At 68.5% G+C, this 22390-nt stretch carries 22 protein-coding genes; 9 read left to right on the top strand and 13 right to left on the bottom strand.

The window, feature by feature from the left end:
• The 5 genes from PKE44_RS01440 to zapD all read left to right on the top strand — a co-directional run.
• The coding region (locus PKE44_RS01440) for an ATPase, T2SS/T4P/T4SS family (protein WP_324547876.1) at positions 1 to 870 on the top strand (870 nt) is incomplete at its 5' end.
• Between the two features lie 6 nt (positions 871 to 876).
• On the top strand, positions 877 to 2115 hold the full coding sequence (locus PKE44_RS01445; RefSeq protein ID WP_324547877.1) for a type II secretion system F family protein: 1239 nt from the start codon (positions 877 to 879) through the stop codon (positions 2113 to 2115).
• 10 nt (positions 2116 to 2125) lie between these two features.
• A complete protein-coding gene (locus PKE44_RS01450; protein ID WP_324547878.1) occupies positions 2126 to 2995 on the top strand; it encodes an A24 family peptidase in 870 nt (289 codons plus the stop codon).
• A complete protein-coding gene (gene coaE, locus PKE44_RS01455; RefSeq protein WP_324547879.1) occupies positions 2992 to 3618 on the top strand; it encodes a dephospho-CoA kinase in 627 nt (208 codons plus the stop codon). Before PKE44_RS01450 ends, coaE begins: the two co-directional genes overlap by 4 nt.
• A 95-nt stretch (positions 3619 to 3713) precedes the next feature.
• The gene (gene zapD / locus PKE44_RS01460) at positions 3714 to 4481 is read left to right on the top strand and encodes a cell division protein ZapD (protein ID WP_324547880.1); all 768 of its coding nucleotides are present in this window, start codon (positions 3714 to 3716) and stop codon (positions 4479 to 4481) included.
• A 28-nt stretch (positions 4482 to 4509) separates the two neighbouring features.
• Here the strand turns inward: zapD and PKE44_RS01465 are convergent, their stop codons facing one another.
• The 13 genes from PKE44_RS01465 to PKE44_RS01525 all read right to left on the bottom strand — a co-directional run bounded on the left by PKE44_RS01465 (position 4510) and on the right by PKE44_RS01525 (position 19930).
• Positions 4510 to 8361: a DUF3683 domain-containing protein gene (locus tag PKE44_RS01465; protein ID WP_324547881.1), complete on the bottom strand. Its 3852-nt coding sequence runs from the start codon at positions 8359 to 8361 to the stop codon at positions 4510 to 4512.
• 188 nt (positions 8362 to 8549) lie between these two features.
• On the bottom strand, positions 8550 to 9557 hold the full coding sequence (locus PKE44_RS01470) for a porin (RefSeq protein ID WP_324547882.1): 1008 nt from the start codon (positions 9555 to 9557) through the stop codon (positions 8550 to 8552).
• Positions 9558 to 9858: 301 nt separating this feature from the next.
• The gene (locus PKE44_RS01475) at positions 9859 to 10866 is read right to left on the bottom strand and encodes a porin (RefSeq protein WP_324547883.1); all 1008 of its coding nucleotides are present in this window, start codon (positions 10864 to 10866) and stop codon (positions 9859 to 9861) included.
• Between the two features lie 167 nt (positions 10867 to 11033).
• Positions 11034 to 12278, bottom strand: coding sequence for an exonuclease subunit SbcD (sbcD, locus tag PKE44_RS01480; RefSeq protein ID WP_324547884.1), 1245 nt, complete (start codon positions 12276 to 12278; stop codon positions 11034 to 11036).
• 91 nt (positions 12279 to 12369) lie between these two features.
• Complete coding sequence (locus PKE44_RS01485; RefSeq protein WP_324547885.1) at positions 12370 to 12576, bottom strand: hypothetical protein; 207 nt, start codon at positions 12574 to 12576, stop codon at positions 12370 to 12372.
• 103 nt (positions 12577 to 12679) lie between these two features.
• Complete coding sequence (gene argB, locus PKE44_RS01490) at positions 12680 to 13573, bottom strand: acetylglutamate kinase (RefSeq protein WP_324547886.1); 894 nt, start codon at positions 13571 to 13573, stop codon at positions 12680 to 12682.
• A 55-nt stretch (positions 13574 to 13628) separates the two neighbouring features.
• On the bottom strand, positions 13629 to 15002 hold the full coding sequence (locus tag PKE44_RS01495) for a phosphomannomutase/phosphoglucomutase (protein WP_324547887.1): 1374 nt from the start codon (positions 15000 to 15002) through the stop codon (positions 13629 to 13631).
• Between the two features lie 2 nt (positions 15003 to 15004).
• Positions 15005 to 15460 (bottom strand): dUTP diphosphatase, encoded by a 456-nt coding sequence (dut, locus tag PKE44_RS01500; protein ID WP_324547888.1) that lies wholly within the window; start codon positions 15458 to 15460, stop codon positions 15005 to 15007.
• Positions 15461 to 15498: 38 nt separating this feature from the next.
• Positions 15499 to 16713 carry a bifunctional phosphopantothenoylcysteine decarboxylase/phosphopantothenate--cysteine ligase CoaBC gene (coaBC, locus tag PKE44_RS01505; protein ID WP_324547889.1) on the bottom strand — a complete coding sequence of 405 codons (1215 nt, stop codon included), beginning with the start codon at positions 16711 to 16713 and terminating at the stop codon, positions 15499 to 15501.
• 58 nt (positions 16714 to 16771) lie between these two features.
• Complete coding sequence (locus PKE44_RS01510; RefSeq protein ID WP_324547890.1) at positions 16772 to 17323, bottom strand: acyloxyacyl hydrolase; 552 nt, start codon at positions 17321 to 17323, stop codon at positions 16772 to 16774.
• Positions 17324 to 17463: 140 nt separating this feature from the next.
• On the bottom strand, positions 17464 to 18045 hold the full coding sequence (locus tag PKE44_RS01515) for a DUF3501 family protein (protein WP_324547891.1): 582 nt from the start codon (positions 18043 to 18045) through the stop codon (positions 17464 to 17466).
• Between the two features lie 11 nt (positions 18046 to 18056).
• Positions 18057 to 19403, bottom strand: a complete 1347-nt coding sequence (locus PKE44_RS01520; RefSeq protein WP_324547892.1) for a heterodisulfide reductase-related iron-sulfur binding cluster — start codon at positions 19401 to 19403, stop codon at positions 18057 to 18059.
• Positions 19404 to 19516: 113 nt separating this feature from the next.
• The gene (locus PKE44_RS01525; RefSeq protein ID WP_324547906.1) at positions 19517 to 19930 is read right to left on the bottom strand and encodes a rubrerythrin family protein; all 414 of its coding nucleotides are present in this window, start codon (positions 19928 to 19930) and stop codon (positions 19517 to 19519) included.
• Positions 19931 to 20131: 201 nt separating this feature from the next.
• Here PKE44_RS01525 and radC point away from each other — a divergent pair, with 201 nt between their 5' ends.
• The 4 genes from radC to mutM all read left to right on the top strand — a co-directional run bounded on the left by radC (position 20132) and on the right by mutM (position 22291).
• Positions 20132 to 20806 carry a DNA repair protein RadC gene (gene radC / locus PKE44_RS01530; RefSeq protein ID WP_324547893.1) on the top strand — a complete coding sequence of 225 codons (675 nt, stop codon included), beginning with the start codon at positions 20132 to 20134 and terminating at the stop codon, positions 20804 to 20806.
• Between the two features lie 169 nt (positions 20807 to 20975).
• Positions 20976 to 21212 (top strand): 50S ribosomal protein L28, encoded by a 237-nt coding sequence (gene rpmB / locus PKE44_RS01535; protein WP_324547894.1) that lies wholly within the window; start codon positions 20976 to 20978, stop codon positions 21210 to 21212.
• Positions 21213 to 21234: 22 nt separating this feature from the next.
• A complete protein-coding gene (gene rpmG, locus PKE44_RS01540) occupies positions 21235 to 21390 on the top strand; it encodes a 50S ribosomal protein L33 (RefSeq protein ID WP_324547895.1) in 156 nt (51 codons plus the stop codon).
• Positions 21391 to 21475: 85 nt separating this feature from the next.
• Positions 21476 to 22291 carry a bifunctional DNA-formamidopyrimidine glycosylase/DNA-(apurinic or apyrimidinic site) lyase gene (gene mutM, locus PKE44_RS01545; RefSeq protein WP_324547907.1) on the top strand — a complete coding sequence of 272 codons (816 nt, stop codon included), beginning with the start codon at positions 21476 to 21478 and terminating at the stop codon, positions 22289 to 22291.
• Positions 22292 to 22390: the final 99 nt, after the last annotated feature.

Below are 22390 nucleotides of genomic sequence, written 5' to 3' on the forward strand. Positions count from 1 at the left end.
CTGTACGGCGAGAAGGTCGTGCTGCGCATCCTCGATGCCAGCGCCGCGAAGCTCGGCATCGACGCACTCGGCTATGAGCCGGACCAGAAGGACCTGTTCATGCGCGCGATCAAGAAGCCGCAGGGCATGGTGCTCGTGACCGGGCCGACCGGCTCCGGCAAGACCGTATCGCTGTATACGGCCCTGAACATCCTCAACACCGCCGAGGTCAACATCTCGACGGCCGAGGATCCGGTCGAAATCCAGCTGGCGGGCATCAACCAGGTCAACGTCAACCTGAAGACCGGCATGACCTTCGCCAATGCGCTGCGCGCATTCCTGCGCCAGGACCCGGACATCATCATGGTCGGCGAGATCCGTGACCTCGAAACCGCCGAGATCGCGATCAAGGCCGCGCAGACCGGCCACATGGTGCTGTCGACGCTGCACACCAACGACGCGCCGCAGACGCTGACCCGCCTGATGAACATGGGCGTCGAGCCGTACAACATCGCATCGAGCGTCAGCCTGATCATCGCCCAGCGCCTCGCGCGCCGGCTCTGCCCGAACTGCAAGACCGAACAGCGCGGCATCCCGCACGAGGAACTGCTGAACCTGGGCTTCAAGGCCGATGAACTCGACACCCTGACCATCTACCGGCCGGTCGGCTGTGCAGAGTGCACGAACGGCTACAAGGGTCGCGTCGGCATCTATCAGGTCATGCCGATTTCCGAGGAAATGGGCCGGATCATGATGAGCAACGGCAACTCGATCCAGATCGCGGATCAGGCCAGACGCGAAGGCATCCGCGACCTGCGTGACTCCGGACTGCTGAAAATCCGTCAGGGCGTAACCAGCCTCGATGAAGTCAACCGTGTGACCAAGGACTAATCCAACGTGGCCAGGGCACCCGTCAAGGCAGCAGCCGCCGCACAGGACCTGACCTTCCTGTGGGAAGGCGTCGACAAGCGCGGCAAGCGCGTGAAAGGCGAACTGCGCGCACCGAACGACGGCATCGTCAAGGGTGAACTGCGCAAGCAGGGCATCGTCGTGGGCAGGGTCAAGAAGAAACCCAAGCCGCTGCTCGGCGATTTCGGCCAGAAGATCACCTCGCGCGATCTGATGCTGTTCACGCGCCAGCTTTCGACGATGCTCAATTCTGGCGTGCCGGTCGTGCAGTCACTCGACATGCTGGTGACAGGCGCGAAGAACCTGAAACTGCGCGAACTGATCCGAGAGATCAAGACCGACGTCGAAAGCGGCCTGCCGCTGGCCACGGCCCTCGGCAAGCATCCGCTGCAGTTCGACAACCTGTACTGCAACCTCGTCAATGCCGGCGAGGAAGCCGGCGTGCTCGACGGCATCCTGAACAAGATCGCGATCTACCAGGAAAAAGCCGAAAGCATCAAGGCCAAGGTCAAAAAGGCATTGCTGTACCCGACGATCGTGCTGGTCGTGGCCTTCATCGTCACGGCCTTCATCATGATCTTCGTCATTCCGCAGTTCGAGTCCCTGTTCAAGGGCTTCGGTGCCGACCTGCCGGCGTTCACGAAGATAGTCGTGGAGATTTCACGGTTCTTCCAGGCATGGTGGTGGGCGATCTTTGGCAGCATCATCGGCACGGTCGTCGGCCTGATCGAATACCACAAGCGCTCCAAAGCCTTTCGTGAATTCCTGGACCGCATCTCGCTGAAGATGCCCATTCTCGGCGACATCTTCGCGCTGTCGGCCAATGCCCGCTTCGCGCGCACGCTGGCGACAATGTTCGGTGGCGGCGTGCCGCTGGTCGATGCGATGCGCTCGGTGGCCGGCGCGACCGGCAATATCGTCTATGAGCGTGCCGTGCTGGACATGCGTGATGCGGTGGCCTCGGGCCAGCAGCTGAACTTCACGATGCGCCAGACCGCACTGTTTCCGGACATGGTCGTCCAGATGGTCGCCATCGGCGAGGAGGCCGGCTCGCTGTCCGACATGCTCGCGAAGGTCGCCGATTTCTACGAGGAAGAGCTCGACAACAAGATCGGCATGCTGACGACATTGATCGAGCCGCTGGTCATGGCACTGCTGGCCGGCATCGTCGGCAGTCTGGTCATCGCCATGTACCTGCCGATCTTCAAGATGGGCTCGGTGGTCTGATGCCGCGACGATGAGCGAACTGTCCCTGCTCCTGTCCACGCAGCCCGTGCTGCTGTACACCCTGGTGGCACTGCTCGGCCTGATCGTCGGCAGCTTCCTGAACGTCGTGATCCACCGGCTGCCGCTCATGCTCGAACGCGCCTGGGCTGCCGAATGCGCCGAACTGCGCGGCGAGCCCCCGGCCGCGCAGGAGCGCTTCGACCTGCTGTGGCCGCCCTCGCACTGCCCCGCCTGCGAACGCCCGGTGCGCCCGCTCGAAAACCTGCCGGTGCTCGGCTGGCTGTGGCTGCGCGGACGCTGCGCCGGCTGCGGCGCACCGATCCCGCTGCGCTATCCGCTGATCGAGGCCGGTTGCGGGCTGCTGTCGCTCGTCGTGGTCTGGCGCTTCGGCTGGTCGCTGCAGACGCCAGCCGCGCTGGCGCTGACCTGGCTGCTGCTGGCGCTGGCGGTGATCGACCTGCGCACCTTCCTGCTGCCCGATGCACTGACGCTGCCCGGACTGTGGGCCGGACTCGCGCTCGCGCTGGTGCCGGTGCTGGTGCCGCTGCGCGATGCGGTGATCGGGGCGATGGCCGGTTTTCTGGTGCTCTGGAGCGTCTATCACGTCTTCCGGCTGCTGACCGGACGCGAAGGCATGGGCCGCGGCGATTTCAAGCTGCTGGCGCTGCTCGGGGCCTGGCTCGGCTGGATGCAGCTGCCGTTCGTGCTGCTGGCTTCGGCCGGCGTCGGGGCCGTCATCGGCATCCTGCTGCGCGTGGCGGGGCAACTTGATGCCGGCCGGCCGCTGCCGTTTGGCCCCTTCCTCGCGGCGGCCGGCTGGATCGCGCTGCTGTGGGGGCAGGAACTGACCACGGCCTACCTGCGGAGCGTCGGCCTGTGAACGCGCGTCAACCCTGGGTGCTCGGCCTGACCGGCGGCATCGGCAGCGGCAAGTCGGCCGCAGCCGCCGCGTTCACGCGGCTCGGCGTGCCGGTCATCGATACCGATCTGCTCGCGCGCGAGGTCGTCGCCAGAGGCAGCGACGGACTCGCCGAAATCGTCACCGCCTTCGGCCCCGGGCTGCTGACGGCCGACGGTGCGCTCGATCGTGCCGCGATGCGCCGGCTGGTGTTTGCCGATGCGGCCGCCCGCCAGCGGCTGGAAGCGATCACGCATCCGCGCATCCGCGCCCTGGCCGCCGAACGCGTCGCGGCGCTGGCCGGCAGCGGTGCGCCCTACTGCGTGCTGGTCGTGCCGCTGCTGCTCGAAAGCGGCGCCTACGGCACGCTGTGCTCGCGCGTGCTGGTCATCGACGTGCCGCCCGAAACCCAGCTCGAACGTGTGCTTGCGCGCGATGGCAGCGATGAATCCATGGCGCATGCGATCCTCGCCGCGCAGATGCCGCGCGCCGAGCGCCTGGCCGCCGCCGACGACGTGCTGGTCAACACCGGCACGCTCGAACAGCTGAACGAGGCGGTCACGGCCCTTGACCGGCGTTACCAGGCCCTGCACGCCGGCGCTTGACACCCCGCCCCGGCGCGCACCGGTGACATCCGGCGTTTGCCGGCCCCGCCCGGCTTCGCGACAATACGGCCCCCTTCCGGAGCCGAGGTCACCCCGTGGACCGCTGCGTCTGGTACGAACAGCCGCTGAACGAGCGCATGCGCGTGCTGCTGCGGCTGGAATTCCTCTACGAGCGAGTGCTGCACGCCGCCGCCGGCTGGTCGGTCTGGGAGGCGCGGGCCGCGCTCGAAAGCCTGATCGAGCTGCTCGGCCTGCTCGGGCGCGCCGAGGTGCGCGCCGAACTGCTGAAGGAAGCCGACCGGCTGTGCCTGCAGCTCGATCGCCAGCGCGAGACGGCCGCCGATCCGGCCGCCGTCGATGCAAGCATCCGCGACCTTGCCATCAGCGCCGATGCCGCGCGCCGGCTCGACGCGCTGCAGCTCGATGACATCCGCCGCAACGAATTCCTGAACGCGCTGCGCCAGCGCGCCAGCATCCCGGGCGGTGCGTGTTCGTTCGACCTGCCGGCGCTGCACCACTGGCTGAACCGTGATCCGGAAATCCGTGCCGATCAGCTCGACGGCTGGCTGACCCCGCTGCTGCCGGGGCGTGACGCCGCGGCAGCCGTGCTGCGCACGATCCGCGCCGCCGCCGAGGCCGATCCGCAGGTCGCGCAGTCCGGCTTCTACCAGCAGGGCCTCGATCCGGCGCTGCCGGCGCAGCTGGTGCGCGTCGGCGTCACCGTCGAATCCGGGGTGTTCCCGGAGATCAGCGGCGGCCGGCACCGCTTCACGATCCGCTTCCTGTGCCAGCCGAATCCGGTGCGCCGGCCGTTCCAGACCGACGAGGACACCGGCTTCCTGCTCGCCTGCTGCGTCGTCTGAGACTTGCCGCAGCAGGCGAGGCGCCGGATCAGAGCAGCACGCGCTCGATGCCGCCGCTGCGCGCGCGTTCGATGAAGCCCTGCTGCCAGTCGGCGCCGAGCCGGCGACTGGCGAGCTCGACGACGATGTAGTCGGTCGCCAGCCCCGTGTCGTCGGCGTAGCGGCTCAGACCCTGCTGGCAGGCCGGGCACGAGGTCAGCAGCTTGACGTTGCCGTCGACCGCGCGTTCGGCCCCGCTCAGCTGCGCGATGCCCTTGCGCAGCTCCTCTTCCTTGCGGAAGCGCACCTGCGTGGCGATGTCAGGCCGCGACACCGCCATCGTGCCGGCCTCGCCGCAGCAGCGATCCGAGAGCAGCACCTCGGCCCCGCCGAGCAGGCGCGAGGTCACCTGCACCGGGTTGTGCATCTTCATCGGCGTGTGGCAGGGGTCGTGGTACAGGTACTTCACGCCCGGCACGCCGTCGAGCGCCACGCCCTTCTCCATCAGGTACTCGTGGATGTCGAGCAGCCGGCAGCCCGGGAAGATGCGCTCGAACTCGTACTTCAGCAGCTGATCCATGCAGGTGCCGCAGGAGACGATCACGGTGCGGATGTCGAGATAGTTCAGCGTGTTGGCGACCCGATGGAACAGCACGCGGTTCTCGGTGCTGATCTGCTCGCCCTTCGCGTGCTGGCCGCTGGCGCTCTGCGGATAACCGCAGCAGAGATAGCCCGGCGGCAGCACGGTCTGCGCACCGACCTCGTAGAGCATCGCCAGCGTCGCCAGCCCGACCTGGCTGAACAGACGCTCCGATCCGCAGCCCGGGAAGTAGAACACCGCGTCGCTGTCATCCCCGAGCTTCGCCGGGTCGCGCAGGATCGGCACGAGCTTCGGGTCCTCGAGGCCGAGCAGCTGGCGCGTGGTCTGGCTCGGCAGGCCGCGCGGCATCGGCTTTTTCACGAAATGCACGACCTGCGCCTTCAGCGGCATGCCGCCGGTGGTCGCCGGCGGCTGCTCGGGCTTGCCGGCCAGCCCGACCTTGCGCGCCAGCTCATAACCGAGCAGCTGCGCCTTCGCGCCCCATTCGACGACGGTCTTGTGCAGCACCTGCACGGTGGCCGGATCGCGGGCGTTGAGATACGCGAGCGCGGCCTTCGTAGCCAGGCTCGTGCGCTTCTGGCCGCGGTCGGTCAGGATCTTGCGCATGCGCACGGTCACGTCGCCGAAGTCGATGTCGACCGGGCAGGGCTTCTCGCACTTGTGGCAGACCGTGCAGTGATCGGCGACATCGTTCATCTCGTCGAAATGCCGCACCGACAGGCCGCGCCGCGTCTGCTCCTCGTACAGGAAGGCCTCGATGATCAGGCCGGTAGCGAGGATCTTGTTGCGCGGCGAGTACAGCAGGTTGGCACGCGGCACATGCGTCGTGCACACCGGCTTGCACTTGCCGCAGCGCAGGCAGTTCTTGATGTCCTCGTTCAGCGCGCCGAGTTCGCTCTGTTCGAGGATCAGCGCCTCCTGCTGCACGAGGCGCAGCGACGGCGTGTAGGCGTTGTCGAGCCCGGAGCCGGCGAGCAGCTTGCCGCGGTTGAAGTGCCCCTGCGGATCGATCGCCTGCTTGTAGCGGGCGAAGGCGTCGACGGCGGCGGCATCGAGGTACTGGAACTTGGTCAGGCCGATGCCGTGCTCGCCGGAGATCACGCCATCGAGCGCGCGCGCGAGCGCCATGATCCGCCCGACCACGCGCTCGGCCTCGTGCATCATCTCGTAGTCGTTCGAATGCACCGGGATGTTGGTGTGCACGTTGCCGTCGCCGGCGTGCATGTGCAGCGCGACGAACAGCCGGGCGTTGCGGATCTCGGCGTGGATCGCATCGAGCCGGCGGCGCACGGCATCGTGGTCGAGACCGCCGAAGATGTCCTTCAGCGGCCGTTCGACCTCGCGCCGGTACGAAATCACCAGATCGCGGCGCAGCAGCAGGTCGAGCACGCGGTCATCCGGGCGCAGCCGCGCACAGGTGTCGGCATCGAGGCGCTCGACGTGCTGCTCGGCCGGCGCATCGAGCGCATCGAGCAGCGTCGACCAGCGCGTGCGCACCAGCGTCAGCCGCTCGCGGGCCGCGGCGCGCTTGGCATCGAGGATCGCATCGCCCTCGGCGCTCGCCTCGAAGTCGGCGCTGCTGCGCGCCTCGGGCAGTTCGCCGGCGAGGTATTCGAGCACGGCATCGATCATGCGCAGCTTGTTGCGGATCGACTGCTCGATGTTGATGCGCTCGATGCCCTGGTTGTACTCGTTCAGGCGATCGAGCGGGATGACCACGTCCTCGTTGATCTTGAAGGCGTTGGTGTGACGCGAGATCGCCGCCGTGCGCGAGCGGTCGAGCCAGAAGCGCTTGCGCGCCTCGGCGCTGACGGCGATGAAGCCCTCGCCGTTGCGGGCATTGGCGAGCTGCACGACCTGCGAGGCCGCCTCGCCGACCAGACGTTCGTCATCGGAGGCGATGTCGGCGATCAGCACCATCTTCGGGCGCTGGCGGCGCGGCGCCTTGGTCGTGTACTTGACCGCCTTCACGTAGCGCTCGTCGAGGTGTTCGAGCCCCGACATCACGACGCCGGTCCTGCGATCCAGGTAGTCCTTGATCTCGACGATCGCCGGCACGGCCTCGGCGAGGTCGGTGCCGAAGAATTCGAGGCAGACGGTGCGGATGTGCTTCGGCATCCGGTGCAGCACGAACACGCCCGAGGTGATCAGGCCGTCGCAGCCTTCCTTCTGCACGCCGGGCAGGCCGCCGAGGAACTTGTCGGTGACATCCTTGCCGAGCCCGGCCTTGCGCAGGCTCGCGCCCGGCATCGACAGGGTTTCGGGTTCGCCGAGCGGACTGCCGTCGGCCGCGCGCCGCGTCAGCCGGAAGCTCACGGTCTCCTGATCGTGGATGCGGCCGAGGTTGTGGTTCAGCCGCTCGACCTCCAGCCAGTGGCCGTCGGGCGTGACCATCGTCCATGACACGAGGTTGTCGAGCGTCGTGCCCCACAGCACGGCCTTCTTGCCGCCGGCGTTCATCGCGATGTTGCCGCCGATGGTCGAGGCATCCTGCGAGGTCGGATCGACCGCGAACACCAGCCCGTGCAGGCCGGCCAGATCCGAAACCCGGCGCGTGACGACGCCGGCACCGGCGCGCACGGTCGCAACCTGCCCGTCGACGCCGGGCAGTTCGCGCCATTCGACCGCCGACAGCGCTTCGAGCTTTTCGGTGTTGATGACCGCCGAGCGCGCATCGAGCGGGATCGCGCCGCCGGTGTAGCCGGTGCCGCCGCCGCGCGGCACGATGGTCAGACCGAGCTCGATGCAGGCCGAGACGATGGCCGCGACTTCGGCCTCGGTGTCCGGACAGATCACGACGAACGGATATTCGACGCGCCAGTCGGTGGCATCGGTGACGTGCGCGACGCGCGCGAGCCCGTCGAAGCGGACGTTGTCGCGCCGCGTGACCTGTCCGAGCCGCTTCGCGACGCGCGCGCGCAGCGCGACCTGCTCGTCGAGCTGGCGCTCGAAGCGGGCGATTGCCGCATCGATGCCAGCGATCAGCTCCAGCGCCAGCGCATTGCCTTCGGAGCGCTCGCGCATCTGGCGCACGCGATGGCGCAACGCTTCGGTCAGCGCGGCGCGACGCTTCGGGTTGTCGAGCAGATCGTCCTGCAGATAGGGATTGCGGTCGATGACCCACAGGTCGCCGAGCACCTCGAACAGCATGCGCGCCGAGCGCCCGGTCCGGCGCGTGGCCCGCAACTGCTCGATCGTCTGCCACATCGGCTCGCCGAGGTAACGGATCGCGATCTCGCGGTCCGAGAACGAGGTGTAGTTGTACGGGATCTCGCGGATGCGGGTCGTCTGGCTGTTCATGTCGCGCCACTCGGGGCTGCGCGCCGGGGAGGCGCGGGTACGGCGGAGGGAACGGGCGATTATCGGGACCGGGACAGGCCGGCGCAACGCGCACGGCATGCCGGACTGCACCGGACAAATCTCCAAAAAAGAAACGGGCGCCCCGAAGGGCGCCCGTTGCGTCGGACAGATGCCGTCAGGAGACGGGATCAGAAGTCGTGGCGCATGCCGACCGAGAAGACATTGCGGTCGGTCTGGGTCGCTTCCGTGAAGCCGAAACCATTCTCGGCCGCATATTCGGCGAACACGCGGGTGCGCTTGGACAGGTTGTACTGGTAGCCCAGCTTCCAGGCGTCCAGGTTGTCGCGATTGTCGTCGAAGTCGTACTGCGCGTAACCGGCCAGGATGACGTTGTTGCCGAACGCGTAGGTACCGATCACGTCCCAGACAGACGGATCACCGACGCCGGAGGTGTCGTAGTCACGCGAGCTGTAGGTCGCAGCCACAGTCAGGCCGAAACCGAACTTGAACGAGGCACCGACACCCCACTGCTCGAACACGTCCTGCACGTCACGGTAGCTGGCGCCGACGGTCAGGCCGCCGAACGTGCCGCCACCGGCGATGTCATAGGCGTCCACGTCTTCACGAGCACCCAGCGCCGAAGCGGAACCCGGCGCACCGTCCATGACGATCGCCGCTGCACCCGAGAAGCCCGAGAAGCTCGGGGTGATGTAGGCGACGACGTTGCCGATGCGATCACCGCTACCCGCCAGACCATTGCCGGAGGAGTAGAAGTTCAGGCGGTCCCAGCCCATGCTGGTGAAGCTGGTCGAGTGGTTGAACACGTCGGTCAGGCTGCCGACGTACAGGTACGGGGCCGACCAGACGCGACCGAGGACGACGGTACCGAAGCCGCCGGTCAGGCCGACGCTGCTCAGGCGCTGGTTCCACGGGTTGTTGCCGCCCGTGCCGTTGCCGTCGATGTTGACGCCGAACTCATACTGGTAGATGGCCTTCAGACCGCCGCCCAGATCTTCCGAACCCTTGACGCCCAGGCGCGACGCTTCATTGGTCACGTCCCAGTTCGAAGAAGCATTGTCAGGATCGGTGTAGGTGACGCCGATGCGGGCGGAACCGTACAGGGTGGTTTCGGCCTGTGCCGCAGCGGAGGCAGCCAGCGCGCCGGCAACGGCCAGAGCGATAATAGACTTGTTCATGGTAACACTCCCAGGTTGGTGTTGCGCTCGAACAACAAAGCTACACGACGTGCTTCGTTGACGTGCTTTATATACATGCGTGGTGAAGAACGCAACTGCCCGTCGCATAAAACATACAATTCGTCGCGATGCTGCAACACCGCACGCGAAATTGCGTTGTAGCCCCACGACACTTTAGCCGCCTGCACAACACAACCAAGCATACCGCTGGCGGCCCCGAACGGCCCCATCGCTGCCAGCAGACAACAAAAACAACAAGGGCGCCTCACGGCGCCCCTGAGCGGATCGATCTGCGCCGGGATCAGAAGTCGTGGCGCATGCCGATCGTCGTGTAGTCGCTGCCCGGCTTGGCACCGGCAGTGGCGGCATCGTAGGTCTGGTCGGAGTCGACGTACTCGATGTAGACCATCGTGCGCTTGCTCAGACGGTGCTCGACACCCAGCCCCCACATTTCCTGGTTGTCGTACAGCGCATCGCTGTCGATGTGGAAGTTGCCGTAGGTGCCACGCAGCGTGGTGTTCGGCATCACGTCGAAGCCAAGAACCACGCCGTAGCCCTGGATGCTGCCGAGGTCGCTGTCGTCGAAATCGGTGTACTCATACGAAGCACCCACCGAGAACGGGCCCATGGCATAGCTGCCGCCGATACCGTAGTGGCTGAACTCGGCGCCCCCGGCATTGGCGATGCTGGGAACAGCGGCGCCGTTCTTCGGCTGATACGAGTACGAGAAGCCGAGGTTCAGCGGGCCGTTGCTGTAGCCGATACCGGCTTCGAACGCATCGACGTCTTCACGGTTGGCAGCACCATCCATCAGGACGGCCGCAGCGGCGGTGAAGCCGCTGAAGGTCGGCGTCACGTAGGCAACGGCATTACCCATGCGCTGGTCATTCGAGGTCAGCGAGTAGGGGTTGGTGATGTTGCCGTTGAAGATGTCGGTGTACTGGCTGACGAAGGTGTAGGCCGGACGGTACTGGCGACCGAGCGCGACGGTACCGAAACCACCCTGCAGACCGACGAAGCTCAGACGCTGGCCCCAAGGATTGTTGGCACCGGTACCGTTGCCGTCGATGTTGACGCCGAACTCGTACTGGTAGATCGCACTCAGACCGCCACCCAGGTCTTCCGAACCCTTGACACCGAGGCGCGAGGCCTGGTTGGCAACATCCCAGCTGGAATCCTTGCCGGATCCCTTGCCCTGAACGTATTCGACGCCGATGCGGGCCGAACCGTACAGCGTGGTTTCGGCCTGGGCAACCGCCGAGGCGGCCAGAACGCCGGCAACGGCCAGCGCAACGATGGACTTCTGCATGTTCGATCTCCTGTGCGGATGTCGGGAAACGGATCGCGCGGCTAGCGCAACTTTGTGACGACTTTATAGCGTGTCGCGCCGCAACATACAAGCATAGTTACAACAAACGCCCTCTTTCGTTGCTGTACTACAACATCACCTGATCTGCTCCGCACAGATCTGCCCCTTTATTTCCGGGCCTCCACCTCTTCCAGCAACTTGCAGAAGACCTCCAGCAGCTCCGCGTCCGGCTCCTGCCGATACCGGCTGACGTGACAGCGCCGGAAGACTTCCCCGACGGCCAGGGCCTCGATGCCGGCGGCCTCGCCGTACTCATCGCCGAGCGCCTCGCCGCGACCGCAGTGATGCGCGACCACCGTCAGCAGCCGCACCGGCCGCTGGTCGAGCGCGAGCTCGATGCGACGGCGCAGCCCCGGCTCGGGGCGCTCCAGGCGCACGCTGACCTCCAGACACGGCCAGCGCGCAGGCGGCAGCGCCGGGTCGAGGGCGAGTTGCGCGAGGTCTTCGAGCACCTCGTCGAGCCCCTGCGCTGCATCGCCCGGCCGGCGCAGCAGTTCGAGGTGCTGCGGCACCGGCAGCGGCTCCACCGCTGCCAGCCGCTCGCCGTCGAGATCGACGCGCAGCACCTGATGCGGATAGCGGTTCTCGGCGAACGCGAACGGCAGCGGCGCTCCGGCGTAGCGCACTGCGTCACGGCCGGCGACCCGCTGCGCCAGATGCAGATGCCCGAGCGCGACGTAAGCGACATCTTCCGGAAACAGCGCCACCGGCAGCGCGTGCTGGTGGCCGCCGAGGATGCGCCGCTCCGACAGCGCCGACAGCTGTCCGCCGACCAGATACGCATGCCCGGTCGCGAGCAGCGCCTCACCGGGCCGGCGCTGCGCGCGCGCGGCGGCGAGGGCATCGGCGTAGACGGCCTCGACGCCGGCGATCAGCGGGTCTTCGGCCTCGGAGCAAGGCGGCAGGTCGGCCGGGCGCAGGAAGGGCACGGCGGCGACGCGCGCGGCCACGCGGCCGTCTGCCGCGTACAGCGGCACGACCAGTCGCGGGGCGTCGAAGTCGCCGGCGGCCGTGCGCGGCAGCGCCCCGATGACGCGGATGCCGAGGCCATCGAGCAGCGGTGACGGCGCATCGAGGCGTGCGGCCGAATCGTGGTTGCCGGCGATCACCAGCACGTCGAGCTGCGGACAGCGCATCCGGGCCGCGGCGAGGAAGCGGTAGAACATGGCCTGCGCCGCGGCCGGCGGATTGGCCGAGTCGAACACGTCGCCGGCAATGACCAGCGCATCGGCCGCTTCGCGTTCGAGCGCATCGAGCAGCCAGTCGAGAAAGGCCTGGTGCTCGGCCTCGCGCGACAGGCCGTGCAGCGTGTGACCGAGGTGCCAGTCAGCGGTGTGGATCAGGCGCAGCATGTCCTTTCCATCGTCTTCTCCCTTCTTCGCACCCGGCGGCCGGAAAGACGACGGACGCCAGCGGTCATGCCTGCCAGCCGCGCGCCAGGCTTCAGGCGAGGTACTGCAAGCGGCCGCTGCGCACGACCGGCGGCGCGCGGTGCACCGGACGCAGCCGCGGCAGCCGGCCGGCGACCGACAGCGCGAGCGGCAGCACCAGCGCGATCGCGAGCCCGGTCGCCGTGCTCGCACTCAGCACGCCGGCGACCAGCCAGGTCAGCGCGAAACGCAGGAGGGCATGCAGGCTGGCGGCGATCATGGCGGCGGTCCTCGGCGGGCTGGATATGCGCCCAGACTGGACCGCCACCGCGTTTGAATGAAATTGATTCTCGGCAGGCCGGCGATAGGCCGCTGCTATGCCCTCAGCCGCGGATCAGCGTGCCGATGCCCTCGTCGGTGAACAGCTCCACCAGCACCGAGTGCGGCACGCGGCCGTCGAGGATCAGCGAGGTCCTGACACCGCCGCGCACCGCGTCGAGCGCGCAGCGCACCTTCGGCAGCATGCCGCCGTAGATCGTGCCGTCGCCGATCAGGTCATCGACCTGGCGCGCCGACAGGCCGGTCAGCAGCTTGCCCTCCTTGTCGAGGATGCCGCTGATGTTGGTCAGCAGCATGAACTTCTCGGCGCGCAGCGCCTCGGCGACCTTGCCGGCGACCGTGTCGGCGTTGATGTTGTACGCGCGCCCGTCCGGGCCGACGCCGGTCGGCGCGATGACCGGGATGAAGTCGCCGCGCACCAGCATCTCGATGACCGAGGTGTCGATCGACTGCACCTCGCCGACGTGGCCGAGGTCGATGATCTCGGGCGCGTCCATCTCCGGGGTCTTGCGGCTGTATTCGAGCTTGCGCGCGCGGATCAGGTCGGCGTCCTTGCCGCTCAGGCCGACGGCCTTGCCGCCGTGGCGGTTGATCAGGCTGACGATCTGCTTGTTGACGAGGCCGCCGAGCACCATCTCGACCACGTCCATGGTCTCGGCATCGGTGACGCGCAGGCCGTCGACGAAGCGGCTTTCCTTGCCGAGCGCCTTCAGCAGCATGCCGATCTGCGGACCGCCGCCGTGCACGACGACCGGGTTGATGCCGACGGTCTTCATCAGCACCACGTCGCGCGCGAAGCTCGACTGCACGTCCTCGGTTTCCATGGCGTTGCCGCCGAACTTGATGACGATGGTCTTGCCGCGGTAGCGCTGGATGTACGGCAGGGCTTCGGAAAGGATGTGGGCGACGTTCATCGCCGCATCGGCGGTCAGGGCCATCGCTTCGGTACCTCGGCGGACGTTCGGAAGAGGACAGCGGCGGCGCGCGGCGCGTTCAGGGCAGCGCCAGCGCCGGATCGACGGCGGCGAGGCGCGCGGCCACGCGGGCGCGGATCGCGGCGAGTGTATCGGCATCGTCGGCTTCGAGCCGCAGCACGAGGCAGGATTCGGTGTTCGAGGCGCGCACCAGCGCCCAGCCATCCGGCCATTCGGCGCGCACGCCGTCGATCGTCACCCGCCGTGCGCCCTCCCAGTCGAGCGTCTGGAGCTGCGCGGCCAGGGCATGGGGATCGGCGCAGGCGATGCGCAGTTCGGGCGTCGACACGCCAACCGGGTGATCGGCGAACAGCGCATCGCTGTCGCGGCCATCGGCGACGAGCAGCGTCACCAGCCGGAGCGCCGCGTACAGCGCATCGTCGAGCCCGTACCAGTCGGCGAAGCACAGATGCCCGCTGTACTCGCCGGCGAACGGTGCCGCGAGTTCGGCGCGTCGGGCCTTGATCAGGCTGTGACCGGTCTTCCAGCACTCCGCGTGCCCGCCGAGGCGCTCGATCAGCACGCCGAGCCGGGAGCTGCACTTCACGTCAAAGACGATGGTCGCGCCCGGCTGCGCGCGCAGCACTCCGGCGGCGAGCGCCATCATCACGCGATCCGGCCAGACGATCCCGCCGCGCGCCGTGACCACGCCGAGCCGGTCGGCATCGCCGTCGAAGGCGAGCCCGAGCGCCGCCCCGGTTTCGCGCACGCGCGCACACAGGGCTTCGAGGTTGGCCGGCACCAGCGGGTCCGGATGATGGTTCGGAAAGCGCCCGTCCGGCTCGCAGTAGAGTTCGATGACTTCGCAGCCGAGCCGGCGCAGCGCCGCAGGCGCCGTCAGCCCGGCGACGCCGTTGCCGGCATCGACGACGACGCGCAGCGGCTGCGAAAGCGGCGCGAAGCCGGCAACGAGGCGATCGAGGTACTCGGGCAGCAGGTCGAGGCGGCGCTCGCGGCCGCGGCCGGCCGCATAGTCGCGCGCCTGCATGCGCTGGCGCAGCGCGCCGATCGCCGTCCCGTACAGCGCCGCCCCGTCGAGCACGAGCTTGAAGCCGTTGTCGGGCGGCGGGTTGTGCGAGCCGGTGACCATGACGCCGGCGCGCGTCGGCAGCGCCGGCGAGACGCCCTGGGTCGCGAAGTACAGCGCCGGCGTCGTCACCAGCCCGGCATCGTAGACATCGATGCCGCTCGCCATCAGCCCTTCGCGCAGCGCCAGCGCCAGGCTCGGGCTGGAGCGGCGCGCGTCATGACCGGTGACCACCAGCCCCTCGCCGCGCGCGAGCGCCTCGCTGCCGAAGGCCTGGCCGAGTTCGTAGGCGAAGGCCGGCGACAGCTCGCTGCCGGCGCGGCCGCGGATGTCGTACTCACGGAACAGATGTGCCGGAAAATCCATGCTCAATGCCGCCCGGTATGGCCGAACCCGCCGGCTCCGCGCGCCGAGTCGCCGAAGGCATCGACGACTTCGAACTGCGCGCGCACGACCGGCACGATGACGAGCTGCGCGATGCGCTCGCCGACTCCGATCGTGAACGGCTCGCGGCCGCGGTTCCAGAGCGACACGTAGAGCTGGCCCTGATAGTCCGAATCGATCAGCCCGACCAGATTGCCGAGCACGATGCCGTGTTTGTGGCCGAGCCCGGAGCGCGGCAGCAGCACCGCCGCCAGCCCCGGGTCGCCGATGTGCAGCGCAAGCCCGGTCGGGATCAGGTGCGTGCTGCCGGGCTCGACGACGAGCGCGGCTTCGAGCGCGGCGCGCAGGTCCATGCCGGCGGCGCCGTCGGTCGCGTAGGCCGGCAGCGGGATCGAATCACCGAGGCGCGGATCGAGGATCTTCAGCTGGATCGTGTGCATGGAGGGCCAATGGATGGCAACGGGTCTTGCGGGTTCGTTCAGGCCGCGGGACGGCCGGCCGTGTAGCGTTCGATGATCACGTCGACCAGCGCCCGCGCCAGCTCGGTCTTGCCGGCCAGCGGCAGGTCGCGCCGGCCGCCGTTCCAGAGCACGTGCAGCGCATTGTCGTCGGCCTCGAAGCCCTTGCCGCCGCCGACCTCGTTGGCGCAGATCAGGTCGAGGCGCTTGCGCGCGAGCTTGTCGAGCGCATACGCGATCACGTCGTGGGTCTCGGCCGCGAAGCCGACGCAGAACGGCCGGCCGGCGGCGAGCGCGGCAACGGCAGCGAGGATGTCGGGATTGCGCACGAGTTCGATCGACAGCGTATCGGCGGATTTCTTGATCTTGCGCTCGGCCGGTGCCGCGGCGCGGTAGTCGGCGACCGCGGCCGTGGCGATGAAGATCTCGCTCGCCGGCGCGCGTTCGAGCACGGCCGCGTGCATCTCGGCCGCCGATTCGACATCGACGCGCCGCACGCCATCCGGAGTTGCCAGCGTCACCGGACCTGCGACCAGCGTCACTTCGGCCCCGGCCGCCGCGCAGGCCGCCGCCAGCGCGAAGCCCTGCTTGCCGGTCGAGCGGTTGGTGATGAAGCGCACCGGATCGAGCGGCTCGCGCGTCGGCCCGGCCGTGATCAGCACGCGCTGGCCGGCCAGCCGCGTGTCAGGCCTGAAATGCGCGAGCACCCGCTCGCGCAGCTGCAGGGCTTCGAGCATGCGCCCGGCCCCGACCTCGCCGCAGGCCTGGTCGCCGCTCGCCGGCCCCCAGACCTGCACGCCGCGCGCCTGCAGCCGCGCGAGGTTGTCCTGCGTGGCGGCATTGGCCCACATCAGCCGGTTCATGGCCGGCGCGACCGCGATCGGCCGGTCGGTGGCGAGGCACAGCGTCGCGAGCAGGTCATCGGCGAAACCGGCGGCGAGCCGGGCGAGGAAGTCGGCCGAAGCCGGCGCGATCAGGATCAGCTCGGCCCAGCGCGCAAGCTCGATGTGCCCCATGCCGGCCTCGGCCGCCGGGTCGAGCAGCTCGATGCGCACCGGCCGGCCGGAAACGGCCTGGAAGCTCAGCGGCGTCACGAAGGCGGTGGCGCCGGCGGTCATGACCACCTGCACCTCGGCGCCGGTCTCGCGCAGCCGCCGCACCAGATCGACACTCTTGTAGGCGGCGATGCCGCCGGTGACACCGAGCAGCACGCGGCGGGGTTCGGAACTGGACACGGGCGGACTCCGGACGGACGGGGAAACGACGCGACGGCGGACCGGCTTGGGCCCGCGCTCAGGGCAGGCGCATGCCGAAGCGCAGTTCGTGGAAGTTGATGCCGGAATTCTCGCTGTTCAGGCCGGCGTTCGACAGGTGCTGGAAGCGGTAGCCGAGGTCGTAGGCCTGATCCGGACCGAACGTGAAACCGATGCCGACGTGGTCGCCGAACTGGAAGCTGGAGCCGAACTTGCGCTCGTCGTTCAGCCGCGTGCTCGACAGGAAATGCACGCCGATGCCGATCTCGGCATACGGCGAGAACGCACCGGGCTGGCGCTCCTGCAGGCGGAACACCGGCGTCAGGCCGATCTGGTTGATGTCGTGGGCCCCGGCCCGGTCGTCATCGGCGAACCAGCGCGACACGCCGAGCTCCCAGTAGCCGCCGAGATACCAGTCGCCGCTGTCGAACCAGCGCGCGTCCCAGTCCCGCGATACGGCGACACCGAAGCTCGGTGTGTCGTCATCGCCGGCACCAAATTCCAGCGTGATGCGATCCACGGCGAACACGGGTGCGCTCGTGAGCACGGCCGCCAGGGCCAGGGCGCGCACCGCTCCGGTCGGATGATCCATCGGTTTGGTTCCTGTCGGTCGATGGTGGTCGGGGACGCGATGCTAACCCGGCCGCTGCCGGATGCCGAACGGCTGCGACAGAAAGCGATGCCGGCATGACACAAACGGAATGGCCGCAATGACGCAGGCGCTGCTCAGGCTCAGGCGAGATCGGCGAGCAGGGCTTCGCGCAGCCCGCCCCCGACCTCGATCGCGGCGGCATACGCCGGATGATCGACCCCTGCCGACAGGGCCGCGCCGGTACGCAGCGCCCCGACCATCGGGGCGTCGAGTTCGAAGCGCAGGAAATGCACCGACGAGGTCTTGTCGGCACGGCTGCGTTCGAGGTCCTCATCGGCGATCGCGAACACGCGCGCATGGCCGGCGACCTCGAACCAGACCCGGGTCTCGATGCCGACCAGCACGGACAGTGCCGCGCGCCGCTCGTCGACGTCCGGATATTCGAGCAGCAGCGTCGCCTTCCAGTTGCGCCCGTCCGGGATCAGCGGGTTGTAGGCGGCCAGCTCGTCGTCGATGCCCCCGGGCTCGAAGATGCGCTCGATGCGCAGCATCTCCTGGACCTGGTACTGGATGGTCAGGCGGTCCTCGAAGCAGAGCGTCAGGTGCGCACCGAGCGCGAGCTGGCGGCGCTTCTTGTGCGCGATCACGCGGGCGCGGAAGGCCGGGCGCTCGACGGCATAGCGTTCGAGACTCAGCAGGTCGGCGCGGGTCAGGGCGGTCATGGCATTCCCCGTCAGAGGCCGTAGGCGAGCCGCAGCAGGCTCAGCGGATGCTCCGGGGCGCGGCCGTCGGCGACGCCCTCGGCGATGTGCGTGCCGGCCATCGGGCAGTCGCTGCCGTAGTGATCGGCCTTTGCGTCCTGCACGCGCCGGAACACCGGCCGGCCGATCTTCACCGAACAGCCATGCGTCTCGGCCTTCACGGCGTAGGTACCGTTGTGGCCCGAGCAGCGCTCGATCGCCTCGACCTCGGTGCCGGGGATCAGGCTCAGCAGTTCGCGGCTCTTCAGGCCCATGTTCTGCACGCGCAGGTGACAGGGCACGTGATAGGCGATCTTGCCGAGCGGCTGGCGGAAGTCGGTGCGCAGCAGCCCGGCGCGGTGGCGCAGCATCAGGTACTCGAACGGATCGAACACCGCCTGCGCGACGCGGCGCACCTCGCCGTCGTCCGGGAACAGCAGCGGCAGTTCGCTCTTGAACATCAGCACGCACGAGGGCACCGGCGCGACCACGTCCCAGCCGGCATCGACCCAGCGCAGCAGCTCGGCGATGTTGACGCGCTTGTAGTCCTCGATCGCATCGAGGTTGCCGAGCTCCATCTTCGGCATGCCACAGCAGCGTTCGCGGCGCGTGCTGGCGACCGGGATGCCGTTGTGCTCGAACACCGCGACCAGATCCTCGCCGATGTGCGGCTCGTTGTGATCGCAGTAACAGGTCGCGAACAGCACCACCCGCCCCTGCGTGCGCCCGGCCGGCGTGCCGCGGCGGGTTTCCCGGCGGCGCGCCTTCAGCCGGCTGCGCAGCGACGGGCCGGCGAAGGGCGGCAGCCGGGCTTCGGCCGAGATGCCGGCGACGGCCTCCATGGCCTTGCGCAGCGGCGCCATGGCATTGACGCGGTTGACGGCTTCGGCGACCACCGGAATGCCGGCGAGCGCCCCGACCGTGCGCGTCGAGGTCAGCACGCGGTCGCGCAGGCTGACCTCGCCCTGGCGGTAGCGCACGGCCTTGGCGCGCAGCATCAGGTGCGGGAAATCGAGCGCCCACGGATGCGGCGGCACGTACGGGCATTTGGTCATGTAGCAGAGGTCGCACAGATAGCAGTGATCGGCGACCTGCCAGTAATCACGCTTCGCGACACCGTCGAGTTCCTGCGTCGTGCTGTTGTCGACCAGATCGAACAGGGTCGGGAAGGCATTGCAGAGGCTCACGCAGCGCCGGCAGCCGTGGCAGATGTCGAACACGCGCTGCATCTCCGCGAGCGTCGCGGCCTCGTCGTGGAACTGCGGGTTCTTCCAGTCCAGCGGATGTCGCGTCGGCGCTTCGAGGCTGCCTTCGCGGTGGAGGTTGACGGGCGCGGACATGGGAAGGCCTCCTCGTGCAGCGTGAGCCGCACCGGCACGAAACGCATCGGGGCCGCGTCACGGCGGCCCCGAACTCGCGAACGGACGGGACACCGGCGCGCTCGCGCCGGCGCTCAGAGCTGATCGAGCGCCTTCTGGAAGCGGTTCGCGTGCGAGCGCTCGGCCTTGGCGAGCGTCTCGAACCAGTCGGCGATCTCCTCGAAGCCCTCCTCGCGGGCGGTGCGCGCCATGCCCGGGTACATGTCGGTGTACTCGTGCGTCTCGCCGGCGATCGCGGCCTTCAGGTTCGAGGCGGTCGGGCCGATCGGCAGGCCGGTGGCCGGGTCGCCGCTGGCTTCGAGGTATTCGAGGTGGCCGTGCGCGTGGCCGGTCTCGCCTTCGGCGGTCGAGCGGAACACCGCCGACACGTCGTTGTAGCCCTCGACATCGGCCTTGGCTGCGAAATACAGGTAGCGGCGGTTGGCCTGGGATTCGCCGGCAAACGCAGCCTTCAGGTTGTTCTCGGTCTGACTGCCCTTCAGATCCACGACTCTCACCTCTCACTCATTGCGATGGCAGGCTGCCCGAAGGCAAGACGCCGGTCGCTGCGATGGCGAACCGGCGCACCCCTGACGGGTGCGGCCTAGACTCTAGAAGCGATCCGGGGATTCACCATTCGAAAATCCGCATCGCTGCGATAGCCACGCGCTATGCCCCCGCGTTTTGTCGAGCACAGGGAGGTGAACCCGATGTCGATCCGTGACTGGCCTGCCGACGAGCGCCCGCGCGAGAAACTGCTCGCACGCGGCGCGCAGGCGCTGTCCGATGCCGAGCTGCTCGCGATCTTCCTGCGCACCGGCATGCCCGGCAAAAGCGCGGTCGATCTGGCGCGCGAGCTGCTCGTGCAGTTCGGCAGCCTGCGCGCGCTGCTCGAAGCCGACCTGCGGAGCTTCTGCAGCGGCCCGGGACTCGGCGAGGCCAAGTACGTGCAGCTGCAGGCCGTGCTCGAACTCGCGAGCCGCCACCTCGAATCGACGCTGACGCGCGGCGATGCGCTCGCAAGCGTCACGCACACGCGCCGCTACCTGACGGCGAGGCTTCGCCATCAGCCGCACGAGGTGTTCGCGGTGCTGTTCCTCGACACGCGCCACCGCGTGATCGCCTACGAGGAACTCTTCCACGGCACCATCGACGGCACCTCGGTGCATCCGCGCCAGGTGGTGAAGCGCGCGCTGCACCACAACGCCGCGGCGCTGATCCTCGCGCACAACCATCCGTCCGGCGTCGCCGAGCCGAGCCGCGCCGACGAATCGATCACGCTGCGCCTGAAGGAGGCGCTGGCGCTGATCGACGTGCGCGTGATCGATCACTTCGTCATCGGCGACGGTCAGTCGGTGTCCTTCGCCGAGCGCGGACTGCTGTGATCCGCCTTGCCGCCCGCCGGCGGGCTCTGCTATAAAGCCCGCCTTTCGCGGTCCGCCCGGGTATCCGGCGGTCGCCGCAATCCGCACACTCGTCCGCCGCCGGTGCCGAACGGTGGCGGCATACGCCTGCCCTGACGCGGCGGGCGCGCATTTTACGGAGGCTTTTTCCATGTCCAGAGTCTGTCAGGTGACCGGCAAGGGTCCGATCACCGGTAACAACGTCTCGCACGCGAACAACAAGACGCGTCGCCGCTTCCTGCCGAACCTGCACGAGCACCGCTTCTGGGTCGAGAGCGAGAACCGCTTCGTGCGCCTGCGCGTGTCGAGCGCCGGCATGCGCGTCATCGACAAGAAGGGCATCGATGCCGTGCTGGCCGACCTGCGCGGCCGCGGCGTGAACGTCTGAGCCAACCCCCGGGGAATTCGTCATGCGCGACAAGATCAAGCTCGTCTCGACGGCCGGCACCGGCTACTTCTACACCACCACCAAGAACAAGCGCACGATGCCCGGCAAGCTCGAACTGAAGAAGTTCGATCCGGTCGTCCGCCAGCACGTGCTGTTCAAGGAAGCCAAGATCAAGTGAGCCGCGCCGCGGCCCGCTGACGAAAAGACCCGCTGCGGCGGGTTTTTTCTTGTCCGCCGCCTTCCGCGCTGCTCCCTCGGCCCCGATGCCCGAACTGCCCGAAGTCGAAACCACGCGCCGCGGCATCGCGCCGCACCTGCTCGGACGCACGATCGCGCGCGTGATCGTGCGCGAGCCGCGCCTGCGCTGGCCGGTGCCGCCGGAGTTCGGCGCCAACCTCGAAGCACAGGTGATCGAACGCGTCGAGCGCCGCGGCAAGTACCTGCTGCTCGGCAACGCGCTCGGCTTCGCGCTGCTGCACCTCGGCATGTCCGGCAGCCTGCGCATCCTGCCCGCGAGCACGCCGCCCGGCCGCCACGAGCATCTCGACCTGCTGCTCGACGACGGCCTCTGCCTGCGCCTCACCGACCCGCGCCGCTTCGGCGCCGCGCTGTGGGCCGGCCCCGAGCCGCACGCGCATCCGCTGCTCGCGCATCTCGGCCCCGAGCCGCTAGGCCCCGGCTTCACGGCCGGGGGCCTGGCTGCGCGCGCCGCCGGCCGCAGCCAGGCGGTCAAGAGCTTCATCATGGACAGCCACGTCGTCGTCGGCGTCGGCAACATCTACGCGTCCGAGGCGCTGTTTCTCGCCGGCATCGATCCGCGCCGGCCGGCCGGCAGCGTCACGCCGCCGGCCTGGCTGCGGCTGGTGGCGGCGATCCGTCAGGTGCTCGAAGCCGCGATCGCCGAGGGCGGCACGACGCTGCGCGACTTCGTCGGCGTCGAGGGCAAACCCGGCTATTTCCGCCAGCAGCTGCGCGTCTACGACCGCGCCGGCCAGCCCTGCCGCAGCTGCGGCGCACCGATCGTGCAGATCCGCCAGACCGGCCGATCGACCTACTTCTGCGCGTGCTGCCAGTCCTGAAGCCCCCCGCCGGGCTGCGCTGCACCTGCAAAAAACGCCGTCGGCGGCTTCGGGAATTCGTGTATGTTTAGCCGCGCTTCCGGTCGCCCTGCCCGGCTG

The sequence above is a fragment of the Plasticicumulans sp. genome (assembly GCF_035331805.1).
Lineage (GTDB): Bacteria > Pseudomonadota > Gammaproteobacteria > Competibacterales > Competibacteraceae > Plasticicumulans.

Bases quoted from the DNA above. Each gene is read 5' to 3' on its own strand.
- rpmB (WP_324547894.1), top strand. From the start codon at position 20,976: ATGTCCAGAGTCTGTCAGGTGACCGGCAAGGGTCCGATCACCGGTAAC.
- dut (WP_324547888.1), bottom strand. From the start codon at position 15,460: ATGCACACGATCCAGCTGAAGATCCTCGATCCGCGCCTCGGTGATTCG.
- radC (WP_324547893.1), top strand. From the start codon at position 20,132: ATGTCGATCCGTGACTGGCCTGCCGACGAGCGCCCGCGCGAGAAACTG.
- PKE44_RS01485 (WP_324547885.1), bottom strand. From the start codon at position 12,576: ATGATCGCCGCCAGCCTGCATGCCCTCCTGCGTTTCGCGCTGACCTGG.
- PKE44_RS01515 (WP_324547891.1), bottom strand. From the start codon at position 18,045: ATGACCGCCCTGACCCGCGCCGACCTGCTGAGTCTCGAACGCTATGCC.
- PKE44_RS01520 (WP_324547892.1), bottom strand. From the start codon at position 19,403: ATGTCCGCGCCCGTCAACCTCCACCGCGAAGGCAGCCTCGAAGCGCCG.
- PKE44_RS01510 (WP_324547890.1), bottom strand. From the start codon at position 17,323: ATGGATCATCCGACCGGAGCGGTGCGCGCCCTGGCCCTGGCGGCCGTG.
- sbcD (WP_324547884.1), bottom strand. From the start codon at position 12,278: ATGCTGCGCCTGATCCACACCGCTGACTGGCACCTCGGTCACACGCTG.
- argB (WP_324547886.1), bottom strand. From the start codon at position 13,573: ATGGCCCTGACCGCCGATGCGGCGATGAACGTCGCCCACATCCTTTCC.
- PKE44_RS01475 (WP_324547883.1), bottom strand. From the start codon at position 10,866: ATGCAGAAGTCCATCGTTGCGCTGGCCGTTGCCGGCGTTCTGGCCGCC.
- PKE44_RS01470 (WP_324547882.1), bottom strand. From the start codon at position 9,557: ATGAACAAGTCTATTATCGCTCTGGCCGTTGCCGGCGCGCTGGCTGCC.
- PKE44_RS01495 (WP_324547887.1), bottom strand. From the start codon at position 15,002: ATGGATTTTCCGGCACATCTGTTCCGTGAGTACGACATCCGCGGCCGC.
- rpmG (WP_324547895.1), top strand. From the start codon at position 21,235: ATGCGCGACAAGATCAAGCTCGTCTCGACGGCCGGCACCGGCTACTTC.
- mutM (WP_324547907.1), top strand. From the start codon at position 21,476: ATGCCCGAACTGCCCGAAGTCGAAACCACGCGCCGCGGCATCGCGCCG.
- PKE44_RS01465 (WP_324547881.1), bottom strand. From the start codon at position 8,361: ATGAACAGCCAGACGACCCGCATCCGCGAGATCCCGTACAACTACACC.
- PKE44_RS01450 (WP_324547878.1), top strand. From the start codon at position 2,126: ATGAGCGAACTGTCCCTGCTCCTGTCCACGCAGCCCGTGCTGCTGTAC.